This is a genomic window from Maricaulis sp. D1M11 (assembly GCF_047308265.1).
Classification (GTDB): domain Bacteria; phylum Pseudomonadota; class Alphaproteobacteria; order Caulobacterales; family Maricaulaceae; genus Maricaulis.
The window spans coordinates 112,064-134,392 of record NZ_JBKQWY010000010.1 but is presented as its reverse complement, the minus strand read 5'-3'; the positions used below and the strand labels follow the sequence as shown (position 1 = coordinate 134,392).

Sequence of the window (22,329 nt, the reverse complement as noted above, 5' to 3'; positions counted from 1 at the left end):
CCTAGGACCGGGTGTCGAGGCGGGCGGCAGCGGCATCAAGCGCGACCGGATCGCCGACATGCATCCAGAAGGCTTTCATCGGCAGTCCGAAGAGTCGCCCCTTGTCCAGCGCGATATCCCACACGCGGTTGAGTGAAAACTTTTCCTCCGGTTGCCCGTTCATGAGAGCCGGATTGAGGATCTGAACCCCCGCATAGGCATAGGGCGCGGATGGCGCCTGCCCTCGCCGGGTCAGGCGGCCATCGGTCTTGCAGAAAAAATCCCCTGTTCCGTCGAAACCCAGAACCTGGTTCATCGGTGCGAGTAACAGGAGCGCGTCCATGCGATTACCGTCCCAGGTCCGGCGCAAACGATTGAGTTCGGGCGTTGGGCCATCGACCCAGACGGCGTCGATATTGGAGATGAAGACCGGATCGGATCCCAGTTTGGGCAGCGCCTTGACCACGCCGCCGCCGGTTTCGAGCAATTGTCCGCGTTCATCCGAGATGTCGACGTCGAGACCCGCATCGCGATTGGTGAGGTGTGTTTCAACATCATCGGCGAAATGGTGGACATTGACCACGGCGCGTTCCACGCCCGAGGCCTTGAAGCGGTCGAGCGCATAGTCCAGGAGCCGTCGGCCCTTGAGCTCGACAAGGGCTTTGGGGCGATCATCGGTGAGCGGGCGCATACGTGTGCCCAAACCCGCAGCGAGCGCCATTCCCGTCTTGATCTCGATCATGATTGAGCCTCTTTGAACACGTTCGGTGTGTAGGTTTCACACCAGGCCTTGATCGCAGCCAGACGAGGGTGATCCAGGTCGCCGACAAAGTGGCGGGCAACACGCGGCAAGAGGTCGAGATAGCCCGGCTTGCCGTCGCGCTTGGCCAGTCGAACGAAAATGCCGAGAATCTTGGCGTTTCTCTGGGCGCCGATCACGGCATAATCACCATCAAACCGGTCCCGGTCCTGCAGCCCGGACTTGTCGAAGAAGCGGGTCTTCAACGGTGCGACCAGGCCAGGATCCACATCCCGCCGGGCGTCTTCCAAAAGGGAGACGAGATCATAGGCCGGGTGGCCAAACAGGGCATCCTGGAAGTCGATCAGACCGAGCATCGCCAGCTCTTCGCAGTCGCGGCGATAGAGCAGGTTCTCGGCGTGGAAATCCCGCAGGACCAGTCCGGACGGGGTTTCGAAGACCGGTGTCAGTGCATCACTCCAGGCGGCATCCCAGGCGTCTCGCGCCTCTGATGTCACACCGGAACCGGAATATTGCCCCAGATACCAGTCAAGAAAGAGCGAGAGTTCGGCTCTGTAGGCTGTCAGGTCGTAGTCGAGAACAGGCCAGACCTGTCCATCCCGCGTGACTTCCCGGGCGAAGCTGGAGCGGTAAAGCGCTGCAAGCACATCGATCGCCAGGGCATAGATCTGACCCTCATGTTCGGGTTCGGGAACAATGCGGGCAACAAGATCATCGCCCAGGTCTTCAAGGAGTAGAAAGCCTGCGGGGATGTCTGATGCCAGGATGCGCGGTGCGGCAAACCCTCTTTGTGTCAGCGCATCGGACAGACCGGCAAAGGCTGTCAGATTGGGCCCGGCCAATCGGGCGAGTGCGTTATATCCCAGCTTTACCCGCTCTTCGTGTGTGGCGTCGGGCGGGCAGGCAGGGGCTTCTGCACCGGGGGGCGCATCCATCAACATGGCGCTGTTACTTCCGCGCTTCAGACGGATATAGCGCCGCGTGGATGCATCACCCGGCAGGGGGTGGTGATCTGCTGCGCCCCAGCCCGCAGAGTCGAGGAAGGCTTGCATCGCCGTCTCACGCTCGGTCATCTTTGATCTTTTCCTCCCACATGCCGTGTCCGGTTAGACTGGCCATGCGTTGTGTGCCCGCGCCGTTGTCCGGCTGTGTCAGGGCGATGTCTATGCGATTTCGGGGTCTCCAGAGGCCCATGCGTTCAGGCCATTCAACCAAGGTTATGGCCTCTTCGAAGGCATCGTAAAGCCCCAGTTCCTCGATCTCGTCCGGATGCTCCAGTCTGTACAGGTCCGCATGCCAGAGTTGTGCGCCATTGGCGAGATCATAGATCTGGACCAGGGTGAAGGTGGGGCTGGTGGCGTCCGTGACATCTGTCAGGGTTTCGATGATGGCGCGGGCCAGTGTTGTTTTACCGGCACCCAGATCGCCTTCCAGGAACACCGCATCACCGGGCGCCAGCTGGCGCGCCAGCCTGTGTCCGAAGGTTCGGGTTTCCGCCTCGGAGGCGAGCATGACGCGGCGCATCAGATCCATATTCAGCGATTAGCCGAGCCCGGCAGGAACGGCAAGCGCAGCCGCCACATCTTGACTTCACGGCGTACGCTGTTCATTTGCTCGGCAACTGACGGAGTGATCAATGGCGAAAATTACCTTCATCGAGCATAATGGGACGGAACGTGTCGTGGAGGCCGCGAACGGCCTGACCGTCATGGAAGCGGCTGTGCGGAACATGGTTCCGGGCATTGATGCCGATTGTGGCGGCGCCTGTGCCTGTGCCACCTGCCATGTCTATGTCCATCCTGACTGGGTCGCAAAGACCGGGGCTCGGGAAGGCATGGAAGAGAGCATGCTCGATTTTGCCGATGATGTGCGCGACACATCGCGCCTGTCCTGCCAGATCAAGATCAGTGATGCGCTCGATGGTCTGATCGTCGAGACCCCGGCTCAGCAGGGCTAGACACCGGACCGAAGCCGGACCCGATCCTGGGTCGGGTCTGCGGTATGGCAGCGGCATGAAATAGCCGCGCAATGTGCCGGTGTCAGGTTAGGCTAAGCTCCGGAATAGTGTCTGAACGGGCTTCCAGGGGCAGGTGGCAGCTCACACGCGTGCCCTTGCCTGGTTCGGATTCCAGTTCCACCCAGCCGCCATGCAGCTGGACGATATCCTTCACCAGGGCGAGACCGAGGCCGGCGCCACCGCGTTCACCGCGCGCAAACCGGTCGAACACTTTCACCTGTTGTTCGGGCGCGATGCCTTCTCCGTTATCCGCGACCCACAGGGTCAGCATGTCGCCTTCCTGCTGGGTGCCGATCGTGATCTGGCCCCCTGCTGCGACATGGCGCAAGGCGTTGGAAACCAGATTCATCGATACCTGTTTCACCCGGTTCTTGTCGGCCCGGATCAGGGTTGAGTGACCCTTGAAGTCCGTGTCGAGCTTGATCGAATGGTGTTCGGCTCGCGCTTGCGCAAATTCCATCGTCTCGCGCGCCACATCGGCGACATCGACATCGCCCAGATCCAGTTCCAGCTGACCGGCATCGATGGCGGCGACGTCGAGAATATCGTCGATCAGCTTGGCGAGATGATCGGCTGCGGTCTGGATGGCGTTCATGGGTTCCATCTGGCGGTCGGTCAGCGGACCGGCAAACCCCTGGGCCAGCATGTCGGAATAGCCATTGATCGTCGTGAGTGGTGTGCGCAGCTGATAGCTGACATGTTCGACAAATTCCGTCTTGATCCGCTCGGACGTTTCAAGGGCTTCGGCTCGTTCACGTAGTGCTTCCTCGATCCGGCGGCTGTCGGTCACATCATCCCAGCAAATCAGGGTCGCACCATCGGGCAGGGGACGGGTGAGATAGGTCAGGACGCGGCCATCGGTGCGGCGCATCTCGCCGGTGACCTGTTTTCGGGCCTGCGGGCTGGGATCGGTGACGCGGGCCTTTACATCGGTCCAGACACGATCATCGGCGAACAGCCCGGCACAGGTTTCAGCCACGCTGTCGAAATCAGGCTGGCCGGCCAGATCTTCAGCGTCAAAACTCCACAGGGTCTCGAACGCGTTATTGTGAAGCTGCAGGCGGCCATTGGAAGAGAAAACCGCCACAGCCTCGTGCAGCTTGTCCAGGGTCGCGCGCTGCACATTGATGAGTGTGTTGTAGCGTGCGCGAAGGGCCAGCTCGTCGGTCTTGTCCTCGAAGATCAGCATCAGGCCGCCCAAAGGGTGTCGCTGGACGGCGACCCTGAGCGTGCGACCATCCGGCAAGGGCCAGAGTTCGTCGGGCATTTCCTCATTGGGCGCAGCATTGTATCGCGCCAGCTCGTCAGCTTTCCACTGATCGAAATTCGCTTGTTCCGGCAGCAGTCTTTTCTCACGCATCCGATCCAGCAGGCCGGCATGACCGGGGCGTTCGTTCAGCCACGCCTCATCGAGACCAAACAGATGTGAAAAGGCCGTGTTGTAGAAACTCAGGGCCTTGGAGCGATCAAACACAATCACGGCTTCAGCCATGTGGTTCAGCGTTTCGTCATGCGCCTGACGGAAACGTTGCAGATTGTTCCGGGCTTCTTCGGCTTCGGTCACGTCGATGGCAAAACCGGCGGCAGCACCTGAAACCGGGAAAACTTCAAATCGCATTGCGCAGCGTTGACCGCGTGACACGACTGCGCGTGTGTCGCTGTCGGGGTGGCCATCGCGCATAACTTTCTCGGCCTGTTCGGTCAGGCCGGCATCCAGCATGACCTGGTCTTGGAGAACCTGTTCGGGACCTTCGGCTTCCACAGCGGTCACATAGGCGAGATTGACCCATTCCAGGCGACCGCTTCCGTTCATGCGCCAGGCAGGGAAGGGGGCTTTGCCCAGCATGTCCAGAAAAGCCAGCGGGTCCTGGCTGACAAGACGACGGGCTTCCTCGATACGACCGCGCGCTCCGGACTCTTCTAGCCCGCGAATGGTGCTGTCCGATAGCCAGACCACGAGCTGGGTACCGGCCGCGCGCCCATCAACTTCCAGAAAACGTCCGGACGGGCCCAGAATGGTCAGCGAAAACGGTCGGCCCTGCTGCATCAGATCCGTGAAACGTCGGCGCAGGGTCGTGTCCTCACCTCCGGCCGAGCGGGCTTCATAGTCTGCCAGGCCTTCCATCAGGATACCTGCCGGATCGGGGCCATCGCTCGCGTCAGCGAAACGCAACAGCGAGGCCAGAGCAACGGAGGAGCCGAAAATGCGGGGCTGGCCCCAATCTGTGGCCGTCTCGTCCAAGGGGGGCTGATCCCAAACCAGTACCAGGCCGGGATAGGCACCGAACACGCTGTCGGAGCGGGCGATACGATCCTCGAAATCGCCCATCCGACGCCGCCAGACAGCCTGCGCCATGCGCGCGCCACTGGTGATGCGGTAAGCCCATATCCCCACTGCGACTGCCAGCGCGACGGCTCCAAATGTCACTATAAGCGAAGCGATCTGCATGTCCTGCCCTTGCCCACTCCACTCCGGATGCCCACTCCAGAGTGTCTCCATCCCTGAGGAAACGAATCAGCATCATACTGATGCGTGGACTCGGGGGCGACGCCCGCTGCTAGCAAAATCTTAATAAGTTATTTTGAGGGATGCGGAAATCTCGATCGCCTGTGCCGGTGTTCCGGATTTTCGACGAGGAAAATCGGGAGTCGGCTCAAAGGGTTGATTCTGCACGGTGGTGCAGAGAAACCAAAAAGGGGCGCCGGGCTTTGCAACAGCACGAAGCTGTGGAAATCTTACCCAAGGGTTAATGTGTCGTGTGGAACTACCACCTCAGCGGACCGTGACATTGCCAGCGCGAAACTCGAACATCACCACGCAGTTATCCAGTCGTTCAACACTTTCAAGCGCTCTGAAACGCCAGCGCCGGACGGTGCGGCGGGCTTCGCGATCAAACGTATCCGGCGGGACGGAGCGCGCGATCTCCGCATCATCCACCTCGCCGCTGGCGAGGACGTCGAACCGGACGATCACCCAGCCTTGACGCCCATTGCGCCAGGCCCGCGGCGGATAGTCTGGAAAAGGGGCTTCAACGGCGGCCAATTGCGCACCCTGACAATCGCCCGGTGTAATCAGTCGCTCCACATTGGGGGGAGCCGGATAGACATCACGGGGAATAAACGGGCCTCGCTCACGATCTCCCGGCATGGGAAGATCGGGTGCAGGCATCGAAAGCGAGCACGCGGAGAGGGCAAGGCTCAGCAGAGGAAAGGCAAGGAGTTTCATAAGGGATACGCTAACTCTGAACGGATGGGCGAGCCAAACTAAAGGCGCAGAGCCCGCAGCATCAACACGACGTGTGGGCAGATATCTTACGGTCCTGTGAAGTTTTTCCGAATTTACGGAACGCTTGGGGAACAATTTCTTTTTGAGACATTAATAAGTGTTCTAATTGCGGTCTCAAACTTGTAAGGTCCGATCAGAGGGAGAGGTGTGCTGACCGATTTCCGCACAGTTTCGTCTTCATCTGCAGGAGGGCTGCCGGTGGGGATGACGCGGATCGGGCGCGCACGAGAGTTGTTTTGAGGTGTGTTTCGCCATGTCCTTGCTGCCTACTGCTCATGCGGGTCAGTCCTTCGGGGCGCGTCGGGTCGACTATTTTACGGTGTCCGGTCAGGTCGCTTCGGTCGACGGCCATCAAGGCATCATCATTGATGCGGACGGGATGGAACACGAGGTCCGGCTGATGGAATCCAGCTCGGCGCTTGCGCCGGGCGATCAGGCCAGCGTGCTGCGGGTTCAGTCCGGTCCCAAGCGTCGATCTCGTGCGGTTGCCGTCGTCAATCATTCGCGCGGTGTCTGGCTGCGTGCGGAGGCCGAGGCCACAACAACGTTGTCCAAATCGGGCGTGACGCGGTCCTTTAACTGGTGGCTCTCGATTGTGGCCCTGGTTCTGGTTGCAGCTCTGGCCGTATGGCCTGCGCTCCATGCCTTCCTGACGGAAATCAATGGCGCGATGATGGCCGGAGTTCCGGCGTTCAATGTCTTTTCGGAATTGATCTCCCGTATGCCGGGGCTCGATAGCTGGCGTCTGGAAATGGCGCTTCCTGATGGATTGTATGATGCCGTCTCCTCCTTCGGGTGGATCCCCATGGGGCAATTGACGGAGTGGGGGCTGGGTCTTGGTGCGGCCGGGCTGGCCTTGCTGGCTTATACCGTACGGTCCTGGCGCCTGCTGTATGTTCCGGCCCTGACGATGCTGGCCCTGTTGGCCGGTGCTGTTCTGGGGGGAGCCGAAGCCACGCTTGTTATTCTGGCCCTGACAGCTGTTCTGTTCATGCTGGGCGGATTTGTGAACCGTGTGCGTGATGGTGGACGGTTCAACGCCCGTGTTGAACGACTGTCTGAACACGTGCTGCGCCATCCGCCTGAAGAAGGCGTGAGTCTGTCGCGCGAGCCGGCGGCATCTGAAGCCCGTTTTGAGGCTGCGGATCCGATGATTGATCAAGATGCGGTCGCCGAGGACGCAGTTTCTGAGGCCGAGATTGCTGAAGAGGTCGAAGAGGTAACGCCGGGTGTCGCGCCGGAAGGTGATGTGGACCTGGAATGTGTCGAAGCGGAAATTGGAGACGGCACGACGAGCGAAGCCGAGGCGTCCGACGCAGCACAGCTTGCGGAGCACGCATCCGACAGAGACGAAAAACAGGACCCGGTCGGACTTCCGGTGGCAGCATCGGGCGCCGTCGCCGTGGCGGCTGCGGAGGTGCTGTCGGATACCAATGACGATGGTGTGCATGAGGCCGATCCGGTTCCGGAAGATGCTGGACCTGCAGCTGAGGCCGTGAGCGACGTCGCCGAAGACAGTGCGCCGGACACCGAGACGGACGAGGCTGTGGCTGTGACGGATGCGGATCCCGTTGATGCGGCGTTCGAAGTTGAAACCGAGACCGTTGATATCGATCAAGACGCGGAAACGGTTCTTGACGCTGGCGGCGTGCAGGAGGCTGACCCTGCCGAAGCCGAAGCCGAAGCCGAAGCCGAAGCCGAAGCCGAAGCCGAAGCCGAAGCCGAAGCCGAAGCCGAAGCCGAAGCCGAAGCCGATCTGGATGACGGGCTTCCCAGCGAGGCGGAGCTGGCTGCAGCACGTGCCGCGGCAGCGGCTGAAGACGCCGGTGAGACAGTCGAGACGAACGCCAACGCGGCCGATGATCCGCTGGATGATGAGCGGACTATGCCCGTTGCTGCGCCGCCGCCCATGCCGGCCCAGACGACACAGGATGAGGGGACAGCCCAACCGGTGGAGGAGGACGTCGCCGTCGACGCTGACGGGGAAGCCCAAGATTCCACGCAGGCGGAAAGTCCTGTAGACGCGCCGGTCGCCGAGATTACACCTGCAGAATCTGAGATTGACGAAGTCGCGCCTACGGACGGTGAATCTTCCCCGGCTGAACCTGTTGAAGCGGCCGAACCTGTCGAGGTGGTTGAGGCTGATGCGACGAACGAAAATGAGGTCGAAGAGACTGTTCTCGCGGGTGAGACACCGCCTGCGGAGGAAGACTCAACACCTGCTGAACCCGCGCCTGCACCCCAGGTCGCTGCGTCCGAAACCGTTGAGGTCCAGGATGGAGTGTCTGAGGCTGGCACTGTCGACGGGGCTGTAGAGCAGGACACAGTTGAAACTGAGGCTGAGACCGCGCCCGAGGGGCATGAGGGTGAGGACAGCGCAGGTGAGCCGGTCGACAGCGATATCGGCAGTCCGTCATCCGAAACCGGTGCAGCGGAGACAGAAAGAGCTGAGGCCAATCCGGCTGATACGACATTGAGCGGTGACGAGGGGTCGGATGCGGCGTCCTCTCCTGAGCCGGGCCTTGGCTCGATTGCGACGCTGGCCGCAGCCATGCCGGCTCCGAGCGCGCCGCCTACCAAGGCGCCAATCCTGATGTCGGCCCTCAGCTTGGTTATGCCGACGAGTGCTCCTCGACAGGACGCCTCTGCGACGATTGATGAAGCCCCGGCTGCGAATGATGTTGTGGCTGAGGATATTCCGGCGGTGGAGCAGGCCTCAGAAGAGGTCGCCCCGGAAACGGGTATTTCTGATGATGGCGCGGTCGAGAGTGATGCCGCCCAGGCAGACGGTGCGAGCCCGGATGGGGCTGTGGGCGAACCGACTGTTGAACCTCCGCCGCCACCACCACCGCCCGCACAATAACTGGCCGCCCAATAACTGGCCGGTCGGGCCTGACCGCATATGAGTGGCGGGGCGCATGTAAAAGGCTGAGTGAATGTATAAGGCGGGCCCAGGTCCGCCTTTTTTCTACGTGATGTTGGAGGTGTCGCTAGTCGTCTTCGTGGAAGCCGGCTTCCACGAGAGCAACCAGGGCGTCAAGGGCAGGTTCGGCCTGCGGGCCGGAACAGATGATGTCGATGGTTGAGCCCTTGCTGGCTGCAAGCATGAGCAATTCCATAATGCTGTCGGCGCTCACCGTCTCGCCGTCCTTGCTGACCAGGATGTCTGCCTGATAATCCAAGCCGGTCTCCACAAATTTTGCGGAGGCGCGAGCGTGCAGACCCCGGACATTGCAGATCGTAACGGTGCGACGCAATGTGTCGCTCACTTGCCGGCACCTTCAAGTACATTGGATGCTACCGCGATATAACGTTTGCCGGCTTCGGCGCCCATGCGGGCCAGGGCATCCAGATCTGCCCGCGAGCGTGCCTCGGCGAGTTTGATCAGCATTGGCAGATTGACGCCCGCGATGACTTCCACCTTGCCGGGTTCCAGAAGGGAAATCGCCAGGTTGGACGGAGTGCCGCCGAACATGTCTGTGAGAACGAGGACGCCTTCACCCTGGTCGGTGTCTTCGATGGCTGTTCGAATTTCTGCACGCCGCTTTTCCATATCGTCATCCGGACCGATACAGACCGCAGCAAACGCATCGAGCGGACCCACCACATGTTCTGTGGCGGCCACGAATTCATCGGCCAGACGACCGTGAGTGACAACGACGACTCCAATCATGAATCTATCTAAGCGCGGTGATGGGTTAAGAGAAAGCGTCTTTTTGCAACACTGTGCCTGTTTTGCTCAGTGAGAGGCGTCTAAATCACCCGCGGGAAGCAGACCGAGAAGCGCGCACCCAGAATCTGCCCCTGTGTCCCGAGACGGTTAGAGGCTGAAATCCGACCGCCATGCGCTTCGACGATCTGGCGAGAGATGGCGAGTCCCAGACCGGAATGGGTTCCGAAGGCGGCACCTTGTGGGCGCTGGGTGTAGAAACGTTCGAAAATCGTCTCCAGATTATCTTCTGGAATTCCCGGCCCGTCATCATCGACGGTCACGAGAAGGGCGGGGTCGTCACCCAGATGATCGCGATGGATATCAATATTGATGGTGCCGTCGTCCGGCGAAAAGGTCATCGCATTGTCGATCAGGTTTCGAAACACCTGACCGAGCGGTCCTTCACGCCCCTTGATCACACTGCGACGGACGTGTGTCTGATAGGCGATCTGAGCGCCCTGTCCATCGGAAGCGGCGTTATAGGTCTCTGCCAGTTCGGAGAGCAGACCGCCGACATCCATGAGTTCAATATCTTCACGGGCCAGTTCGGCATCCACGCGCGACGCGCGCGAGATATCACTGATCAGACGGTCCAGACGCCCGACATCATTGTTGATGACGCGGAGTAGCCGGTCCCGTCTTTCGTCATCTCTGGCCTTGGGAAGCACTTCTGCCGCTGACCGGATGGAGGTGAGCGGGTTTTTGAGTTCATGGGCAACATCTGCCGCAAACCGTTCGATCGCATCGAGCCGGTCGTACAGGGTTTCGGTCATGTCATAGAGTTCTGTGGCCAGAACACCGATCTCATCCTTGCGGTGACGCATGTCAGGCATTTTCACGCGACGTCCCCCGGCCCGCCGCGCTTCCCGCGCTGCCTTGGCGAGGCGCCGGATAGGGCGGGCAATAAAGACGGTTAGTGCCAGTGACGACATGATGCTGACCAGGCAGGCGATCAGCGTGAAAGGCAGCAGAGCCCGGCGTTCTGCGGCAATCAGAGCGTCCAGATCGTAGGATTCGACCGTAACCACACCGATCACCGCCCGTACCGGCTGAATAGGCACGGAGACTGACACAATACGGCGACCATTTTCATCGCGGCGGACCCCGGATACACGTTCTCCGGCAATGGCCTGGTCGACTTCGGTCTCCAGGCTGGCGATGTCAGAAATACCCGCTTCCTCACCGCCAAACAGATTGGAAATAGCCTGGCCGGCATCGCCGGGTAGATCCGCGATAAAGCCAAGAATGCCGCGCTCATCGGTTGCGGGCGGAGGCAGGGCATCGATCTCGACAACATCATCGAGCAGGAAGCTGTCAGCGACGAGGTGGCCGCCCTTGTCAAACACCAGAACGCGGTTCTCGTCAGACTGGTAGACCTGTCTGAGCAGGGCCCGAGCGTCCCCGTTTCTCAAGGCCGGCGCGGGTGCGGGGAAATCTTCCGACGCACCGCGCTCCAGCACATTTGCGATCATCGTGCCCTGGGTCAGCAAATTGTCGAGCTTGGCATTGACGAGACCCCGGCGGGTTTCCGACAGCGCCAGCATGCCGAAGATCAGAACGCCCAGGGCCACAAAATTCGCGACAAGGATGAGTTGGGCCAGCCGCGATGAGGCACGCGGGCTCACACCCAGCCAGAAATCTTCCAGCCAGTTCCAGGCCTTGCGCAGACTTGCGAGCCTAAACTTCCTTATAGCGGTAACCCACGCCATAGAGGGTCTCGATGGAATCGAAGCTGGTATCGACTTCGCGGAACTTCTTCCGGATGCGCTTGATGTGGCTGTCGATGGTTCGATCATCGACATACACCTGATCATCATAGGCGGCGTCCATCAGATTGTCCCGGCTTTTCACATAGCCCGGCCGTGTTGCCAGAGCTTGCAGGATCAAAAACTCTGTGACGGTCAGCCGTACCGGTTCGCCATCCCAGGAACAGGCATGTCGGTTCGGATCCAGCAACAGGCGCCCGCGCTCGATGGGCTTGCTGTCGCCGGGCTCAAGCGAGGCCGCATCTTCCGTCTCATCAACCGGGCGAACCCGACGCAGGACCGCTTTGACGCGCTCTCCCAGAAGGCGTTGGGAGAAGGGCTTGCTGATATAATCATCGGCACCGAGATTCAGGCCAAGCGCCTCATCAAATTCATCATCCTTGGAAGTGAGGAAAATGACGGGAAGATTGGAAGACTGACGCAGACGGCGCAGCAATTCGAGGCCATCCATGCGCGGCATCTTGATGTCGAACACGCCCAAATCCGGTGGGTCCTCAAGCAAGGCCGAGAGGGCAGAGGCGCCGTCATTATAGGTGCGGACATGATAGCCCTCACCTTCCAGGAAGATGGACACGGAGGTGATGATGTTCTCGTCGTCATCGACAAGGGCAATGGTCGCCATGCGGTATGCTGCCTCTTTGTTAGCGCTTTCCAGATTGGCCCATGACGGGACCATAACCATCAAACCCATGATAGGCAAAGCGTAATCCTGAAGCCGGATACAGGCCAGCCTGTGTGGTTAATCTTCACCGGGTTTTAAGCCCTTTGTTGCAACTTGGCGGAGAAGGGAGTGCTGAATGTCCAGCCGGGTTCATTACGAAGTCTTTGTGAAGAAGAACCGCAAAGCCGGATGGGTGTTGGAGCGGGCCGAAGAAGTGCGTGATGAGGCGTTCAAGCTGGCACACGAGCTTCTTGCACGAAATCCGGATGGTTCGGTCCGGATCTCGAAGGAAGTCTACAACGAAGCGGACCGGACGTTCCGCTCGGTTCCGGTCTTCAATGGCGGAAATGAGCGCATGACCGCGGTCAAGGAAAAGACTGGCGAAGCGCGTCTGCCCTGCCTTGCACCGGATGATTTGTGTAAATCGCATGGTCGCGACACGATCCGCCGGGTCCTCAAGGACTGGCTGGAGCGCAAACAGGCCATTCCGCTCGAATTGTTGCACCGTCCTGACCTGGCGGAGAGTCTCGAAGCGTCGGGAACCGAGCTGCAGCATGCGGTGCAGAAAGTCGCAGTGGCGAACGCCCGGGACAGCGATGCGAGTGTCCATGGGTTTGTGAAACAGGCCAATGAGCTGGTTCAGAAAACCCTGACGCGCCTGTACACGGATCATCGCAACAAGGTTTTGCCGCAGGTCTCGGCCAAACACTGTTTTGGCAAGGTCGCGGCCGAAATTCATGCATCCGACAGCCGTCCCTATCGCCTGCGGGCGGCTATTGCTTCGATGCTGAAGAGCAATCGCAATTATGCCGACAAGCTGAATGCCCTGCTCGCCATGTCCCTGGCCCTGCCCGAGACGGGTGAGGTGAGGGAGTTTGCCCTGTGCGAACTGGATCAGTCGATCAGCGATGTGATGCAGTTTGATGCAGGCCGCGAGGCTCTGCTGGGCGAATGTCGGGATCTGGGCGAGCGATTGGAACGCCTGACCTGTCTCTATGACGGTGATGACAAGGCGGAAGCAATTTCCATGAGCCCGGACGCAGCGCGGCAGGTGGCGGAAATGATCCAGGCGGGTGACCTGCCGGCCTGCAAGATCACCATCGCTCAGGCCTTGCTGGCGGATCTGGAAAGCCCCAGACGCTTGCGGCCGTCCAGCGTGCGAGAAGAAGTGCGTCTGGCACGTGAGCTCGCACAAAAACTGGTAATGAGTGCGGATTCTTCCCTGCCTATTGATGCACTGACCAAGTCGTTTACGGCCCGCTCTGCTCGGCTTCTGCAACCGGAAACGATCGACCAGATGCTCCAGGGTACCGATTCACCGGTGGATCAGATCCAGCGTTTGTTCACCCTGGAAGAAAACATTGTCGGTGCGCCCAACAAGCGCAAACTGGCCGGCTATATTCGCAGCGTCGTCGGCGGCCATCCCGCTGAGAGCTGGTTTGTCCGGGGGCAGGGCAGTCCGCTGGAGCGGCTCGCCATTCTCGCACGCTTCCAGGCGGATGTGCGTCAGGCCAGCTATCCCGATGAGGATCAAAGCGCCTTGACGCAACAGATCGATGCCCTGGGCATGAAGCTGATTCAGGAGACGCGGGTGTTTGATGCGATCGAAGCGGGGCAACAATCCGTGCTTGATCGTGCCAATGGCTTTTTGCGTCTGGCCACCGGCGGGGCGTTGCCGCAGGGCGATTGTCTGGCCGATGCCCAGGCCCGGGCCCTTCGATTGATCAAGTCCGAAGCCGGATTGTCGGAGGCCGAGCAGGTCGAGGGGCGCCCGAAACTCAAGCGGATCAAGTCCATGCTGGGACAATTGGGACGCCAGGGTGCGCCCACCGCCCTGCGCTCTGAAGCGCCTGTTGCGATTGCCGACGACCCTGGTGCTGCAGACGATCGGTTTGAGATCTGAGGCTTGCCGAGGCCGGTGCCGTTTCAGTCATCAGCCCACAAGCGCAGCAAGTTCGACTTGGTCTTGAGGACGGTATCCAGCTCGCGGCTTTTACCGTGTTGGGAGAACAGGCCTTTTGCCGTCTGGTCCAGATCGAACAGAATTTCACGGTGATCGGCGCGGCGCACAAGACTGCGAACCCAGCCCACCGCACAAATCCGTTCGCCCGCAGTGACTTCGCTCACCTGGTGAAGCGCTCCGGTCGGATAGATGATCGCATCCCCGGCAGGCAATTTGATGCCCAAGGTCTCACCTGGTAGATCCAGTATCAGCTCCCCGCCCTCATACGTGTCGGGTTCACTGAGAAACAGGGTGAAGGACAGGTCTGATCGACGTCCGGCCATCAGAGCATCGTCCACATGCTGGCCGTACTTCATGCCTTGCGTGTAGCGCGAGGCCAGAATGCGGGTGATCGACCGGGCCTGTGTATAGGGCTGAAACATCGGGTGACGGTCCAGGCATCGACGGACCTGTGAGCGGAGCGTGTCCAGCCGGGCGCCGCGTGCCAATTGCTCATTGTGTTTGACCGGTCTTGCTGCCCAACCGGCCGTGCGTGCGCCGTCTTCGAGCTGGCCTCCGTCCAGAATGAGGCTCCGCAGAGTCTGGATTTCGTCCGCGTTAAGGACCTTTTGTAACTGAAACACCACGGCGCACCTGCGAATGATTGTCAAAGTCGATAATATGGGTTAGGCAGCGGTTTGTCTTCTGCCCCCAGCGGCTTCGATTTCAGGGAATATCATTATGGCGATCACACGCACACGCAAACTGTGGACCCATGCCGGAACGGCAGTGCTCGTTTCCGGGCTTGCCGCCTGTGCCGCCGAAGAGGCGCCTCAAAACGAAACTGAGGCCGAACCGACGGCGGTTGAAACCCCTCAGGAAACAGGTGCCGCGGCGTTTTCAGGCGAGGGAGCCGGTGAGGGTGAAGGTGCAGGCGAAAGCGGCGGCGGAGAGTTCGGGATTGACCCGCAGCAGGCGCTGGAGGATCCGGTCGCCTATCTGACGGCAATGGAAGTGATGCGCGCGCATTATGTAGCTGGGATCGACGCCTTGCTGGCCGGAGAGCGCGCAGCGGGCGCTGAAATGTTTGCGCACCCAATCTCCGAAATCTATCTCGACCTGGAGGACACGATCATGACCCTCGGCGCCGAACCGTTTCTCGATCAGATGACCTCTGCCTCTACTCTGCCTTACAGCGGGGCCAGTGATGACGACATCGTCGTGGCTGTGGAGGCTGTGACGGCTGCGATCGACGCGGCGGAACGGGTTGCGCCCGCGACAGACCAGGCCGAGGGATTTGTTCGAGCCCAGGTGCTTGCTGATCTGATCGAGCGGGCCGCCCTGCAATATCAGTTCGTGCTTGCCGAGCCCGATGCCGGCGAAGCCTATCTTGACGGATATGGTTTTGCGCGAACTGCGCGCCAGCTCTGGGACCGGCACAATGCGGTTGTCTTCGAAGATGCGCCTGAGGCTGCGGCGCGCATGACCACCGCGATTGCTTTGCTGGATCAGGCCTATCCCTCCGTCACCCGGCCGGAAACGCTGGATGTGCCGGTCATGACTTTGCTGGCGGTGACACAAGAAGTGAAAGCGGCCAGCGGCTTGCAGCGCTGACCTGAACGGCGAGTATTTGCTGTATTGCAACATGGTGTTGCATGAAAACGACCGGCTGAGTGGGCGCGCTTCCCCTTCCACTCAGCCAATTCCTCTGCTTAGCTAGCAAGAAAAACGGTTGGTGCACCGCAAAGCGGGCACGATAAAGCAAACATGGGGAGCGAACATGATCGTCAAACCCGACGCCGTGGCCGATCTTGTCGGCACGGAAATTGGTGTTTCGGACTGGGTCGAGGTGACTCAAGACCGGATCGACGCCTTTGCCGATTGCACGGAAGATCATCAATTCATTCACATCGACCCGGCGCGGGCTGAGGCGGAGACCCCCTTTGGCGGTACCATCGCCCACGGGTTTTTGAGCCTGTCCCTGTTGTCCAAACTGGCCATGGGCACTGTCATCGGCTTGGACGGCATGACCATGGGCATCAATTATGGTTTCGAGAAGATCCGGTTTCTTCAGCCGGTTCGTGCAGGTCGGAAAGTGCGTGGACGTTTTCATCTGAAATCTGCGCGCGAACGGCGTCCCGGACAGTGGATGTTCGCCTATGAGGTGACCGTTGACATTGAGGGTGAAGACAAACCCGCACTGATCGCCGAATGGCTGACGCTGCAGATGCTGGGTTAGGAGATAACGATATGAGTGAGATTCGATTTGATGGCCGCGTCGCCATTATCACCGGTGCGGGCCATGGGCTGGGCCGGTCCCATGCCCTGCTTCTGGCGTCTCGGGGCGCGAAAATTGTCGTCAATGATCTGGGTGGGTCTGTGGATGGCACAGGCTCGGGGTCTGCCGCGGAAGATGTGGCTGAGGAGATCCGGTCAGCCGGGGGCGAAGCTATTGCCCACACGGCCAATGTCACAAAAGCCGACGAGGTCGAGGACATGGTCAACCAGGCGATCTCGACCTGGGGCCAGGTGGATATTCTGGTGAATAATGCCGGCATTCTGCGCGACAAGTCCTTCGTGAAAATGACCCACGAGGATTTCGAGGCGGTCGTGAACGTCCATCTCATGGGCTCGGTCATCTGTACCAAGGCCGTCTGGGAACACATGCGCGAACGCAATTATGGGCGCATCGCCATGACGTCATCCTCATCGGGGATTTATGGCAATTTTGGCCAGTCCAATTACGGTGCGGCCAAGATGGGGCTGGTCGGCTTGATGAATGTCCTGCATCTGGAAGGTCAGAAATACGGCATTCGAGTAAATGCCCTGTCGCCGACGGCCGCCACGCGAATGACCGAAGGCCTCATTCCCGAAGATGCGTTGAAGCTTATGACCGTCGAGAGTGTGTCGGCCGGGCTGGCTTATCTGGTGGCCGAGGATGCGCCGTCGCGGCTGGTTCTGTGTGCCGGTGCTGGGGGGTATGCTGCGACCCGGATCTACGAGACGGACGGTATCTACCTCCCGCCCGAGGAACAGACGCCTGAGAATGTGGCCGCACGGATTGATGATATCATCGCGGCTGACGGTCAGGGCCTCTATCAGCAGGGCGGCGAGCAAACCATGAAATTCCTGACCAAGGCCGCCGAACATTTCGGTGTCAAAATGGGTTGAGCCTGACCGGGCTCGGCCCGGCCTTTTCGGGCCGGTGGATCCAAAAAAACAATACCACCGGCTCCTCCTGAAACACCTCGGGGAGGGGTGATATGAAAGCTCTGTATTGCCGGGCCTTTGGTCCGGAGAAAGATCTTCTGGTCGAGGAGATCGACGATCCGGTGCTCGCACCGGGCCATGTGCTTGTGGATGTTGCGGCAGCGGGCCTGAATTTTCCGGACCTGTTATGTGTACGCGGTGATTATCAGTTCAAACCGCCCTTGCCCTTTGTTCCCGGGGGAGAGGGGGCTGGCACGGTCACTGCGGTCGCTGATGATGTGTCCACTCTGAATGTGGGCGACCGGGTGTGTTTCAACGGCCTGACCGGTGCGTTTGCGCAAAAGGCGGCCGTTCCCGCTCCGGCCGCTGTGAAGATTCCGGATTCGATGAGTTTTGCCGAAGGAGCGGGTCTGACGGTCGTCTACGCCACGTCTTACTACGCCCTCAAACAGCGCGGCCAGCTCAAGGCGGGCGAAACCCTGCTGGTTCTGGGTGCAGCCGGCGGGGTGGGCTTGGCGACGGTCGAGCTGGGCAAGGCCATGGGGGCCAAGGTCATCGCGGCGGCCTCGACAGATGAGAAGCTTGAGGTCTGCAAGGCGCATGGGGCGGATGAGGTGATCAACTACACCTCCGACGACCTCCGCGCCCGCATCAAGGAGATCACGGGCGGGCAGGGTGTAAACGTCATCTATGATCCCGTGGGGGGTGAGATGGCGGAAACGGCTTTCCGCTCGATTGCGTGGGAAGGTCGCCATCTGGTGATCGGATTTGCTGCGGGTGACATCCCCAAACTCCCGCTCAATCTGCCGCTGCTCAAGGGGGCGTCCGCGGTGGGCGTGTTCTGGGGCGCCTGGGCCATGCGGGACCCGCAAGCCCATTACGACAATATGGCGGAACTCTTCGGTTTCTTCGAAGCCGGGCAGATCAAGCCGCATGTCGCAGCTGAATACAAACTGGAAGAATTTCTGGCCGCCTTTGGCGAGCTGTCGGGACGCAAGGCGATCGGTAAGGTCGTCCTGGTACCCTGAGGGAGGACTATAGAATGGATCTGGGTATTACCGAGCGTCTCAAGCCGCTGATCGAGCAAGTACGTGACATGGTTCGCAATGAAATCATGCCGCTCGAAGACGAATATCACCATGAAGTCGGCAGGGCCGAGGGCGGAAACCGGTTCGCCTTTACCGCGCGCCAGGAGGAGATCCGAGAAGGTCTCAAGGCGAAAGCCCGTGAACGGGGTTTGTGGAATTTCTGGCTGACCGACAGCGATCGCGGTTTTGGTCTGTCGACCGTTGAATACGCCTATCTGGCTGAGGAAATGGGCTGGTCCCTGCTTGCGCCGGAAGTGTTCAACTGTGCAGCGCCCGATACCGGCAATATGGAAGTCATCGAGCGTTATGGCAGCGCGGCTCAGAAGGCAAAATGGCTGGGTGATCTGCTCGAGGGCAAGACCCGCTCGGCCTATCTCATGACGGAACCCGATGTGGCGTCTTCTGATGCCACAAATATTGCCTTCAAAGCGGAGTTGGAGGGCGATGAATGGGTGCTCAATGGCGAGAAATACTGGGCATCGGGCGCGGGCGATCCGCGGTGTGTGGTCTATGTGCTGATGGCGCGGACTGAAGGGGAGGAGGCATCCCGCCACGGCCAGCACTCCCAATTCCTGGTAGATGCGTCGACGCCGGGAATCGAAATCCTGCGACCGATGACCGTCTTTGGCCATGATGATGCACCGCACGGTCATATGCATATCCGCTTTACCAATGTGCGCATCCCCAAGGATGCGATCATTCTGGGTCGTGGTCGTGGTTTCGAGATTTCCCAGGGACGTTTGGGGCCAGGCCGGATTCATCATTGCATGCGCGCGATCGGCCAGGCTGAGCGAGCCCTGGAATTGCTGTGCCAGCGCTCGGTGACGCGGGAGGCTTTTGGTCGTCCTCTGGCAAAGCTGGGTGCCAATGTGGATATCATCGCCGAGCGGCGCATGGCCATCGAGCAGGCTCGTCTGCTCTGTTTGAAGGCCGCCTGGATGATGGATCAGGGTGATCCGCGCGCAGCCGCGCCCTGGATCTCCCAGATCAAGGTCATCGCACCGCGTGTCGCGCTCGATACCGTGGATGAAGCGATGCAGATGCATGGCGGAACGGGCGTCTCGCAAGATACTCCGCTGGCTGGCATGTGGGCTGGATTGCGGACCCTGCGCTTTGCCGATGGTCCCGACGCCGTCCACCGCATGGTGATCGGACGCAAGGAACTCAAGCGCTATGTGAATGACGCCATTGATGATCGCAAATAGGGGCAGGACATGGATCTGAACGGAAAAACCGTTGCCATCACGGGTGGTGCACGCGGTATCGGACTGGCCATGGCCAAGGCGTTTCACGCCCAGGGCGCGCAGATTGCTCTGGCAGACCTGCACGGAGCCGAAGAGGCAGCTGTTGAACTGGGCGGATATGGCGCGACGGTTGACGTCACTGACCAGAGTCATCTGGATGATTTTGTCCGCACCGCCGAGGCCCAACTCGGGCCCATCGATGTATTTGTGTCCAATGCGGGCATCCTGAGGCTGGATGCTCCCAGCTGGGATGCGATGGGCGCTTCGGATGCGGACTGGCAAGCCTCATGGGATGTGAATGTCATGGGGGCTGTGCGGGCTTCCCGGGCAGTCTGGCCCGGCATGAAGGCGCGCGGTGGTGGCGTATTTGTCGTGGTGGCCTCTGCAGCCGGTCTGCTGGGGCAGATCGGGACGGCCGCTTATACGGCGACCAAGCATGCCGCGGTATCCTATGCGGAATCCCTGGCGATCTCGCACGGGGATGAGGGGCTTCAGGTTGTCTGTGTGTGTCCCCAGGCGGTGCGCACGGACATGCTGGGCGGAACGGAGGATGGCGGAATCGCCGGGGCAGACGGTATTGTCGAGCCGGCCGATGTCGCAGCGGAAACCCTCAAGGCCATCGCAGAAAAACGCTTTTTGGCCCTGCCGCACCCGCAAGTCGCAGAATACGAGGCCATGCGAGCCACTCAGCGCGATCGATGGCTTGGTGGAATGCGCAAATTTCGCCGGATGATGTTTGAAAAACGGGGTGGGCCGGTCTGACAACCGGATCGGGTCTGCACGTTTCGGGCTTGTCATACCCGTAGAAATATTCAAGATACTGTCGATCCGGGGTTCCGGAATGTGTCACGGCCAGCGTTTCAGCGCTGGCCGTTTTTATTTGAAGTTTCGGGTTTTTTGAAGCTGCGTGACAGCCGGTCGCGCGACAAAATGACCTACAGATTTTGTGGATTCTGAGGCCTAAGGGTTGTCCCAGTACAGACGCAGATTGGGGGCGTTGATGACATCGTCAAATACACTCACCCGCAGCGGGATGGATATCAATATCGCCGGTGTGGCGGTCATTACCATTCTTGGGGCGCTTTGGGCGCTCTTCGCTGCAGCCAAGGCACCAGATGCCGCAATGCAGGGACAGTCCTGGTTGATCCTGGGCGGTTTCCTGGTTGGAATCATACTCATCGTCGGCGCGGTTGCCCGTGGCGGCGTGATCAATGATGAGACCGAATACAATGAGGACCTCGTCAAGGCGGGTGTGATCGCCTCGCTCTTTTGGGGTGTGGCGGGATTGCTTGTGGGCGTCGTGATCGCCTTCCAGCTGGCCTTCCCGCTTCTTAACCTGGAGCCTTTCGGTTTCAGCAGTTTTGGTCGCTTGCGTCCCCTGCATACCTCGGCAGTGATCTTCGCGTTCGGCGGCAATGTGCTGATCGCGACCTCGTTTTATGTGGTGCAGCGGACCTGCCGAGCGCGTATCGCGGGCGGGATCTGGCCGTGGTTCGTGTTCTGGGGCTATCAGTTCTTCATTCTGATCGCGGCGTCCGGTTACCTGATCGGTATTACCCAGGGCAAGGAATACGCCGAGCCGGAATGGTATGCGGATTTGTGGCTGACCATTGTCTGGGTCGCCTATCTGCTGGTCTTTCTGGGAACGCTGTGGAAGCGCAAGGAGCCGCACATCTATGTGGCCAACTGGTTCTACCTGGCCTTCATCGTGACGATCGCGGTGTTGCACCTGGTGAACAATGCGGCGATCCCGGTTGATCCGTTTGGATCGCGCAGTTTCATCATCTGGTCGGGTGTTCAGGATGCGCTGACCCAGTGGTGGTATGGCCATAATGCCGTGGGTTTCTTCCTGACGGCGGGTTTCCTGGGCATCATGTATTACTTCATCCCCAAGCGGGTGCAGCGTCCGGTGTATTCCTACCGTCTGTCGATCATCCACTTCTGGTCGCTGATCTTCATCTATATCTGGGCCGGGCCGCACCACCTGCACTACACCGCCTTGCCGGAATGGGCACAGACGCTGGGTATGACCTTCTCGATCATGCTCTGGATGCCGTCCTGGGGGGGTATGATCAATGGTCTGATGACCTTGTCGGGCGCCTGGGACAAGCTGCGCACCGATCCGGTGGTTCGCATGCTGGTGATGTCGGTGGCCTTCTACGGCATGTCGACCTTTGAGGGTCCCGTAATGTCGATCCGGGCCGTGAATGCTCTCTCGCACTATACGGATTGGACCATTGGCCACGTGCATTCCGGTGCGCTCGGCTGGGTGGGTTTTGTATCCTTTGGCGCGCTTTACTGCCTGGTTCCCTGGTTGTGGAAACGCAAGGGCATGCACTCCAAGGCGATGATCGATTGGCACTTCTGGATCGCGACCCTGGGTATCCTGCTCTACATCACATCCATGTGGGTGGCCGGCATCATGCAAGGTCTGATGTGGCGTGCCTATAACTCGCTCGGCTTCCTGGAGTGGACCTTCGTGGAAACCGTCGAAGCCATGCACATTTCCTACATCATCCGGGCCGTGGGTGGTCTGCTCTACCTCGCTGGAGCACTGATCATGGTCTATAATGTCTATCGTACCGTCCGTGGCGATGTGCAGGAGGAAGACGAAAACATCGTCGACCAACCTGCGCTGGCTCCGGCCGAATAAGGGGAGGCTCT

Annotated in this window: 20 protein-coding genes; 10 read left to right on the top strand and 10 right to left on the bottom strand. The window is 60.0% G+C overall.

What is annotated here, in order from left to right; genetic code table 11:
- Position 1 precedes the first annotated feature (1 nt).
- From RMQ97_RS14220 to tsaE, 3 genes are read right to left on the bottom strand one after another with little or no spacing between them, the layout of a single operon-like run.
- On the bottom strand, positions 2 to 721 hold the full coding sequence (locus RMQ97_RS14220; protein ID WP_413661560.1) for a nucleotidyltransferase family protein: 720 nt from the start codon (positions 719 to 721) through the stop codon (positions 2 to 4).
- Positions 718 to 1,812 (bottom strand): aminoglycoside phosphotransferase family protein, encoded by a 1,095-nt coding sequence (locus RMQ97_RS14215; protein WP_413661559.1) that lies wholly within the window; start codon positions 1,810 to 1,812, stop codon positions 718 to 720. Before RMQ97_RS14215 ends, RMQ97_RS14220 begins: the two co-directional genes overlap by 4 nt.
- A complete protein-coding gene (gene tsaE / locus RMQ97_RS14210; protein ID WP_413661558.1) occupies positions 1,799 to 2,272 on the bottom strand; it encodes a tRNA (adenosine(37)-N6)-threonylcarbamoyltransferase complex ATPase subunit type 1 TsaE in 474 nt (157 codons plus the stop codon). Before tsaE ends, RMQ97_RS14215 begins: the two co-directional genes overlap by 14 nt.
- Positions 2,273 to 2,375: 103 nt before the next feature.
- On the opposite strand from tsaE, the gene RMQ97_RS14205 reads away from it, so the two are divergent.
- On the top strand, positions 2,376 to 2,696 hold the full coding sequence (locus RMQ97_RS14205) for a 2Fe-2S iron-sulfur cluster-binding protein (RefSeq protein ID WP_413661557.1): 321 nt from the start codon (positions 2,376 to 2,378) through the stop codon (positions 2,694 to 2,696).
- An 82-nt stretch (positions 2,697 to 2,778) separates the two neighbouring features.
- Here the strand turns inward: RMQ97_RS14205 and RMQ97_RS14200 are convergent, their stop codons facing one another.
- Together RMQ97_RS14200 and RMQ97_RS14195 are read right to left on the bottom strand one after the other, a co-directional pair.
- A complete protein-coding gene (locus RMQ97_RS14200; protein ID WP_413661556.1) occupies positions 2,779 to 5,205 on the bottom strand; it encodes an ATP-binding protein in 2,427 nt (808 codons plus the stop codon).
- Between the two features lie 324 nt (positions 5,206 to 5,529).
- Positions 5,530 to 5,925 carry a TonB family protein gene (locus RMQ97_RS14195; protein ID WP_413661555.1) on the bottom strand — a complete coding sequence of 132 codons (396 nt, stop codon included), beginning with the start codon at positions 5,923 to 5,925 and terminating at the stop codon, positions 5,530 to 5,532.
- A gap of 370 nt (positions 5,926 to 6,295) precedes the next feature.
- Between RMQ97_RS14195 and RMQ97_RS14190 the strand changes: the two genes are divergently transcribed.
- Positions 6,296 to 8,905 (top strand): hypothetical protein, encoded by a 2,610-nt coding sequence (locus RMQ97_RS14190; protein ID WP_413661554.1) that lies wholly within the window; start codon positions 6,296 to 6,298, stop codon positions 8,903 to 8,905.
- A gap of 127 nt (positions 8,906 to 9,032) precedes the next feature.
- Here the strand turns inward: RMQ97_RS14190 and RMQ97_RS14185 are convergent, their stop codons facing one another.
- The 4 genes from RMQ97_RS14185 to RMQ97_RS14170 form a co-directional block, all read right to left on the bottom strand.
- Positions 9,033 to 9,311, bottom strand: a complete 279-nt coding sequence (locus RMQ97_RS14185) for an HPr family phosphocarrier protein (RefSeq protein WP_413661553.1) — start codon at positions 9,309 to 9,311, stop codon at positions 9,033 to 9,035.
- The gene (locus RMQ97_RS14180; RefSeq protein ID WP_413661552.1) at positions 9,308 to 9,715 is read right to left on the bottom strand and encodes a PTS sugar transporter subunit IIA; all 408 of its coding nucleotides are present in this window, start codon (positions 9,713 to 9,715) and stop codon (positions 9,308 to 9,310) included. The genes RMQ97_RS14185 and RMQ97_RS14180 overlap by 4 nt, the downstream gene beginning before the upstream one ends.
- Positions 9,716 to 9,795: 80 nt before the next feature.
- A complete protein-coding gene (locus RMQ97_RS14175; protein ID WP_413661551.1) occupies positions 9,796 to 11,463 on the bottom strand; it encodes a stimulus-sensing domain-containing protein in 1,668 nt (555 codons plus the stop codon).
- Positions 11,432 to 12,142, bottom strand: a complete 711-nt coding sequence (locus tag RMQ97_RS14170) for a response regulator transcription factor (protein WP_413661662.1) — start codon at positions 12,140 to 12,142, stop codon at positions 11,432 to 11,434. Before RMQ97_RS14170 ends, RMQ97_RS14175 begins: the two co-directional genes overlap by 32 nt.
- Positions 12,143 to 12,317: 175 nt before the next feature.
- On the opposite strand from RMQ97_RS14170, the gene RMQ97_RS14165 reads away from it, so the two are divergent.
- On the top strand, positions 12,318 to 14,084 hold the full coding sequence (locus RMQ97_RS14165; protein WP_413661550.1) for a hypothetical protein: 1,767 nt from the start codon (positions 12,318 to 12,320) through the stop codon (positions 14,082 to 14,084).
- 23 nt (positions 14,085 to 14,107) lie between these two features.
- On the opposite strand, the gene RMQ97_RS14160 is transcribed toward RMQ97_RS14165, so the two are convergent.
- Entirely contained in the window at positions 14,108 to 14,767 is a 660-nt protein-coding gene (locus RMQ97_RS14160) for a Fe2+-dependent dioxygenase (RefSeq protein WP_413661549.1), read from the bottom strand.
- Positions 14,768 to 14,864: 97 nt separating this feature from the next.
- On the opposite strand from RMQ97_RS14160, the gene RMQ97_RS14155 reads away from it, so the two are divergent.
- From RMQ97_RS14155 to ccoN, 7 genes are all read left to right on the top strand, one after another.
- Positions 14,865 to 15,737 carry a hypothetical protein gene (locus tag RMQ97_RS14155; protein ID WP_413661548.1) on the top strand — a complete coding sequence of 291 codons (873 nt, stop codon included), beginning with the start codon at positions 14,865 to 14,867 and terminating at the stop codon, positions 15,735 to 15,737.
- A 166-nt stretch (positions 15,738 to 15,903) separates the two neighbouring features.
- Positions 15,904 to 16,362, top strand: coding sequence for a MaoC family dehydratase (locus tag RMQ97_RS14150; RefSeq protein ID WP_413661547.1), 459 nt, complete (start codon positions 15,904 to 15,906; stop codon positions 16,360 to 16,362).
- Between the two features lie 11 nt (positions 16,363 to 16,373).
- Positions 16,374 to 17,294, top strand: a complete 921-nt coding sequence (locus RMQ97_RS14145; protein ID WP_413661546.1) for an SDR family NAD(P)-dependent oxidoreductase — start codon at positions 16,374 to 16,376, stop codon at positions 17,292 to 17,294.
- 92 nt (positions 17,295 to 17,386) lie between these two features.
- Complete coding sequence (locus RMQ97_RS14140) at positions 17,387 to 18,361, top strand: NADPH:quinone oxidoreductase family protein (protein ID WP_413661545.1); 975 nt, start codon at positions 17,387 to 17,389, stop codon at positions 18,359 to 18,361.
- A gap of 14 nt (positions 18,362 to 18,375) precedes the next feature.
- Entirely contained in the window at positions 18,376 to 19,626 is a 1,251-nt protein-coding gene (locus RMQ97_RS14135; RefSeq protein ID WP_413661544.1) for an acyl-CoA dehydrogenase family protein, read from the top strand.
- Positions 19,627 to 19,635: 9 nt separating this feature from the next.
- Positions 19,636 to 20,427 carry an SDR family NAD(P)-dependent oxidoreductase gene (locus RMQ97_RS14130; RefSeq protein WP_413661543.1) on the top strand — a complete coding sequence of 264 codons (792 nt, stop codon included), beginning with the start codon at positions 19,636 to 19,638 and terminating at the stop codon, positions 20,425 to 20,427.
- A 238-nt stretch (positions 20,428 to 20,665) separates the two neighbouring features.
- Positions 20,666 to 22,318 (top strand): cytochrome-c oxidase, cbb3-type subunit I, encoded by a 1,653-nt coding sequence (gene ccoN / locus RMQ97_RS14125; RefSeq protein WP_413661542.1) that lies wholly within the window; start codon positions 20,666 to 20,668, stop codon positions 22,316 to 22,318.
- The last annotated feature ends 11 nt before the right edge of the window (positions 22,319 to 22,329 follow it).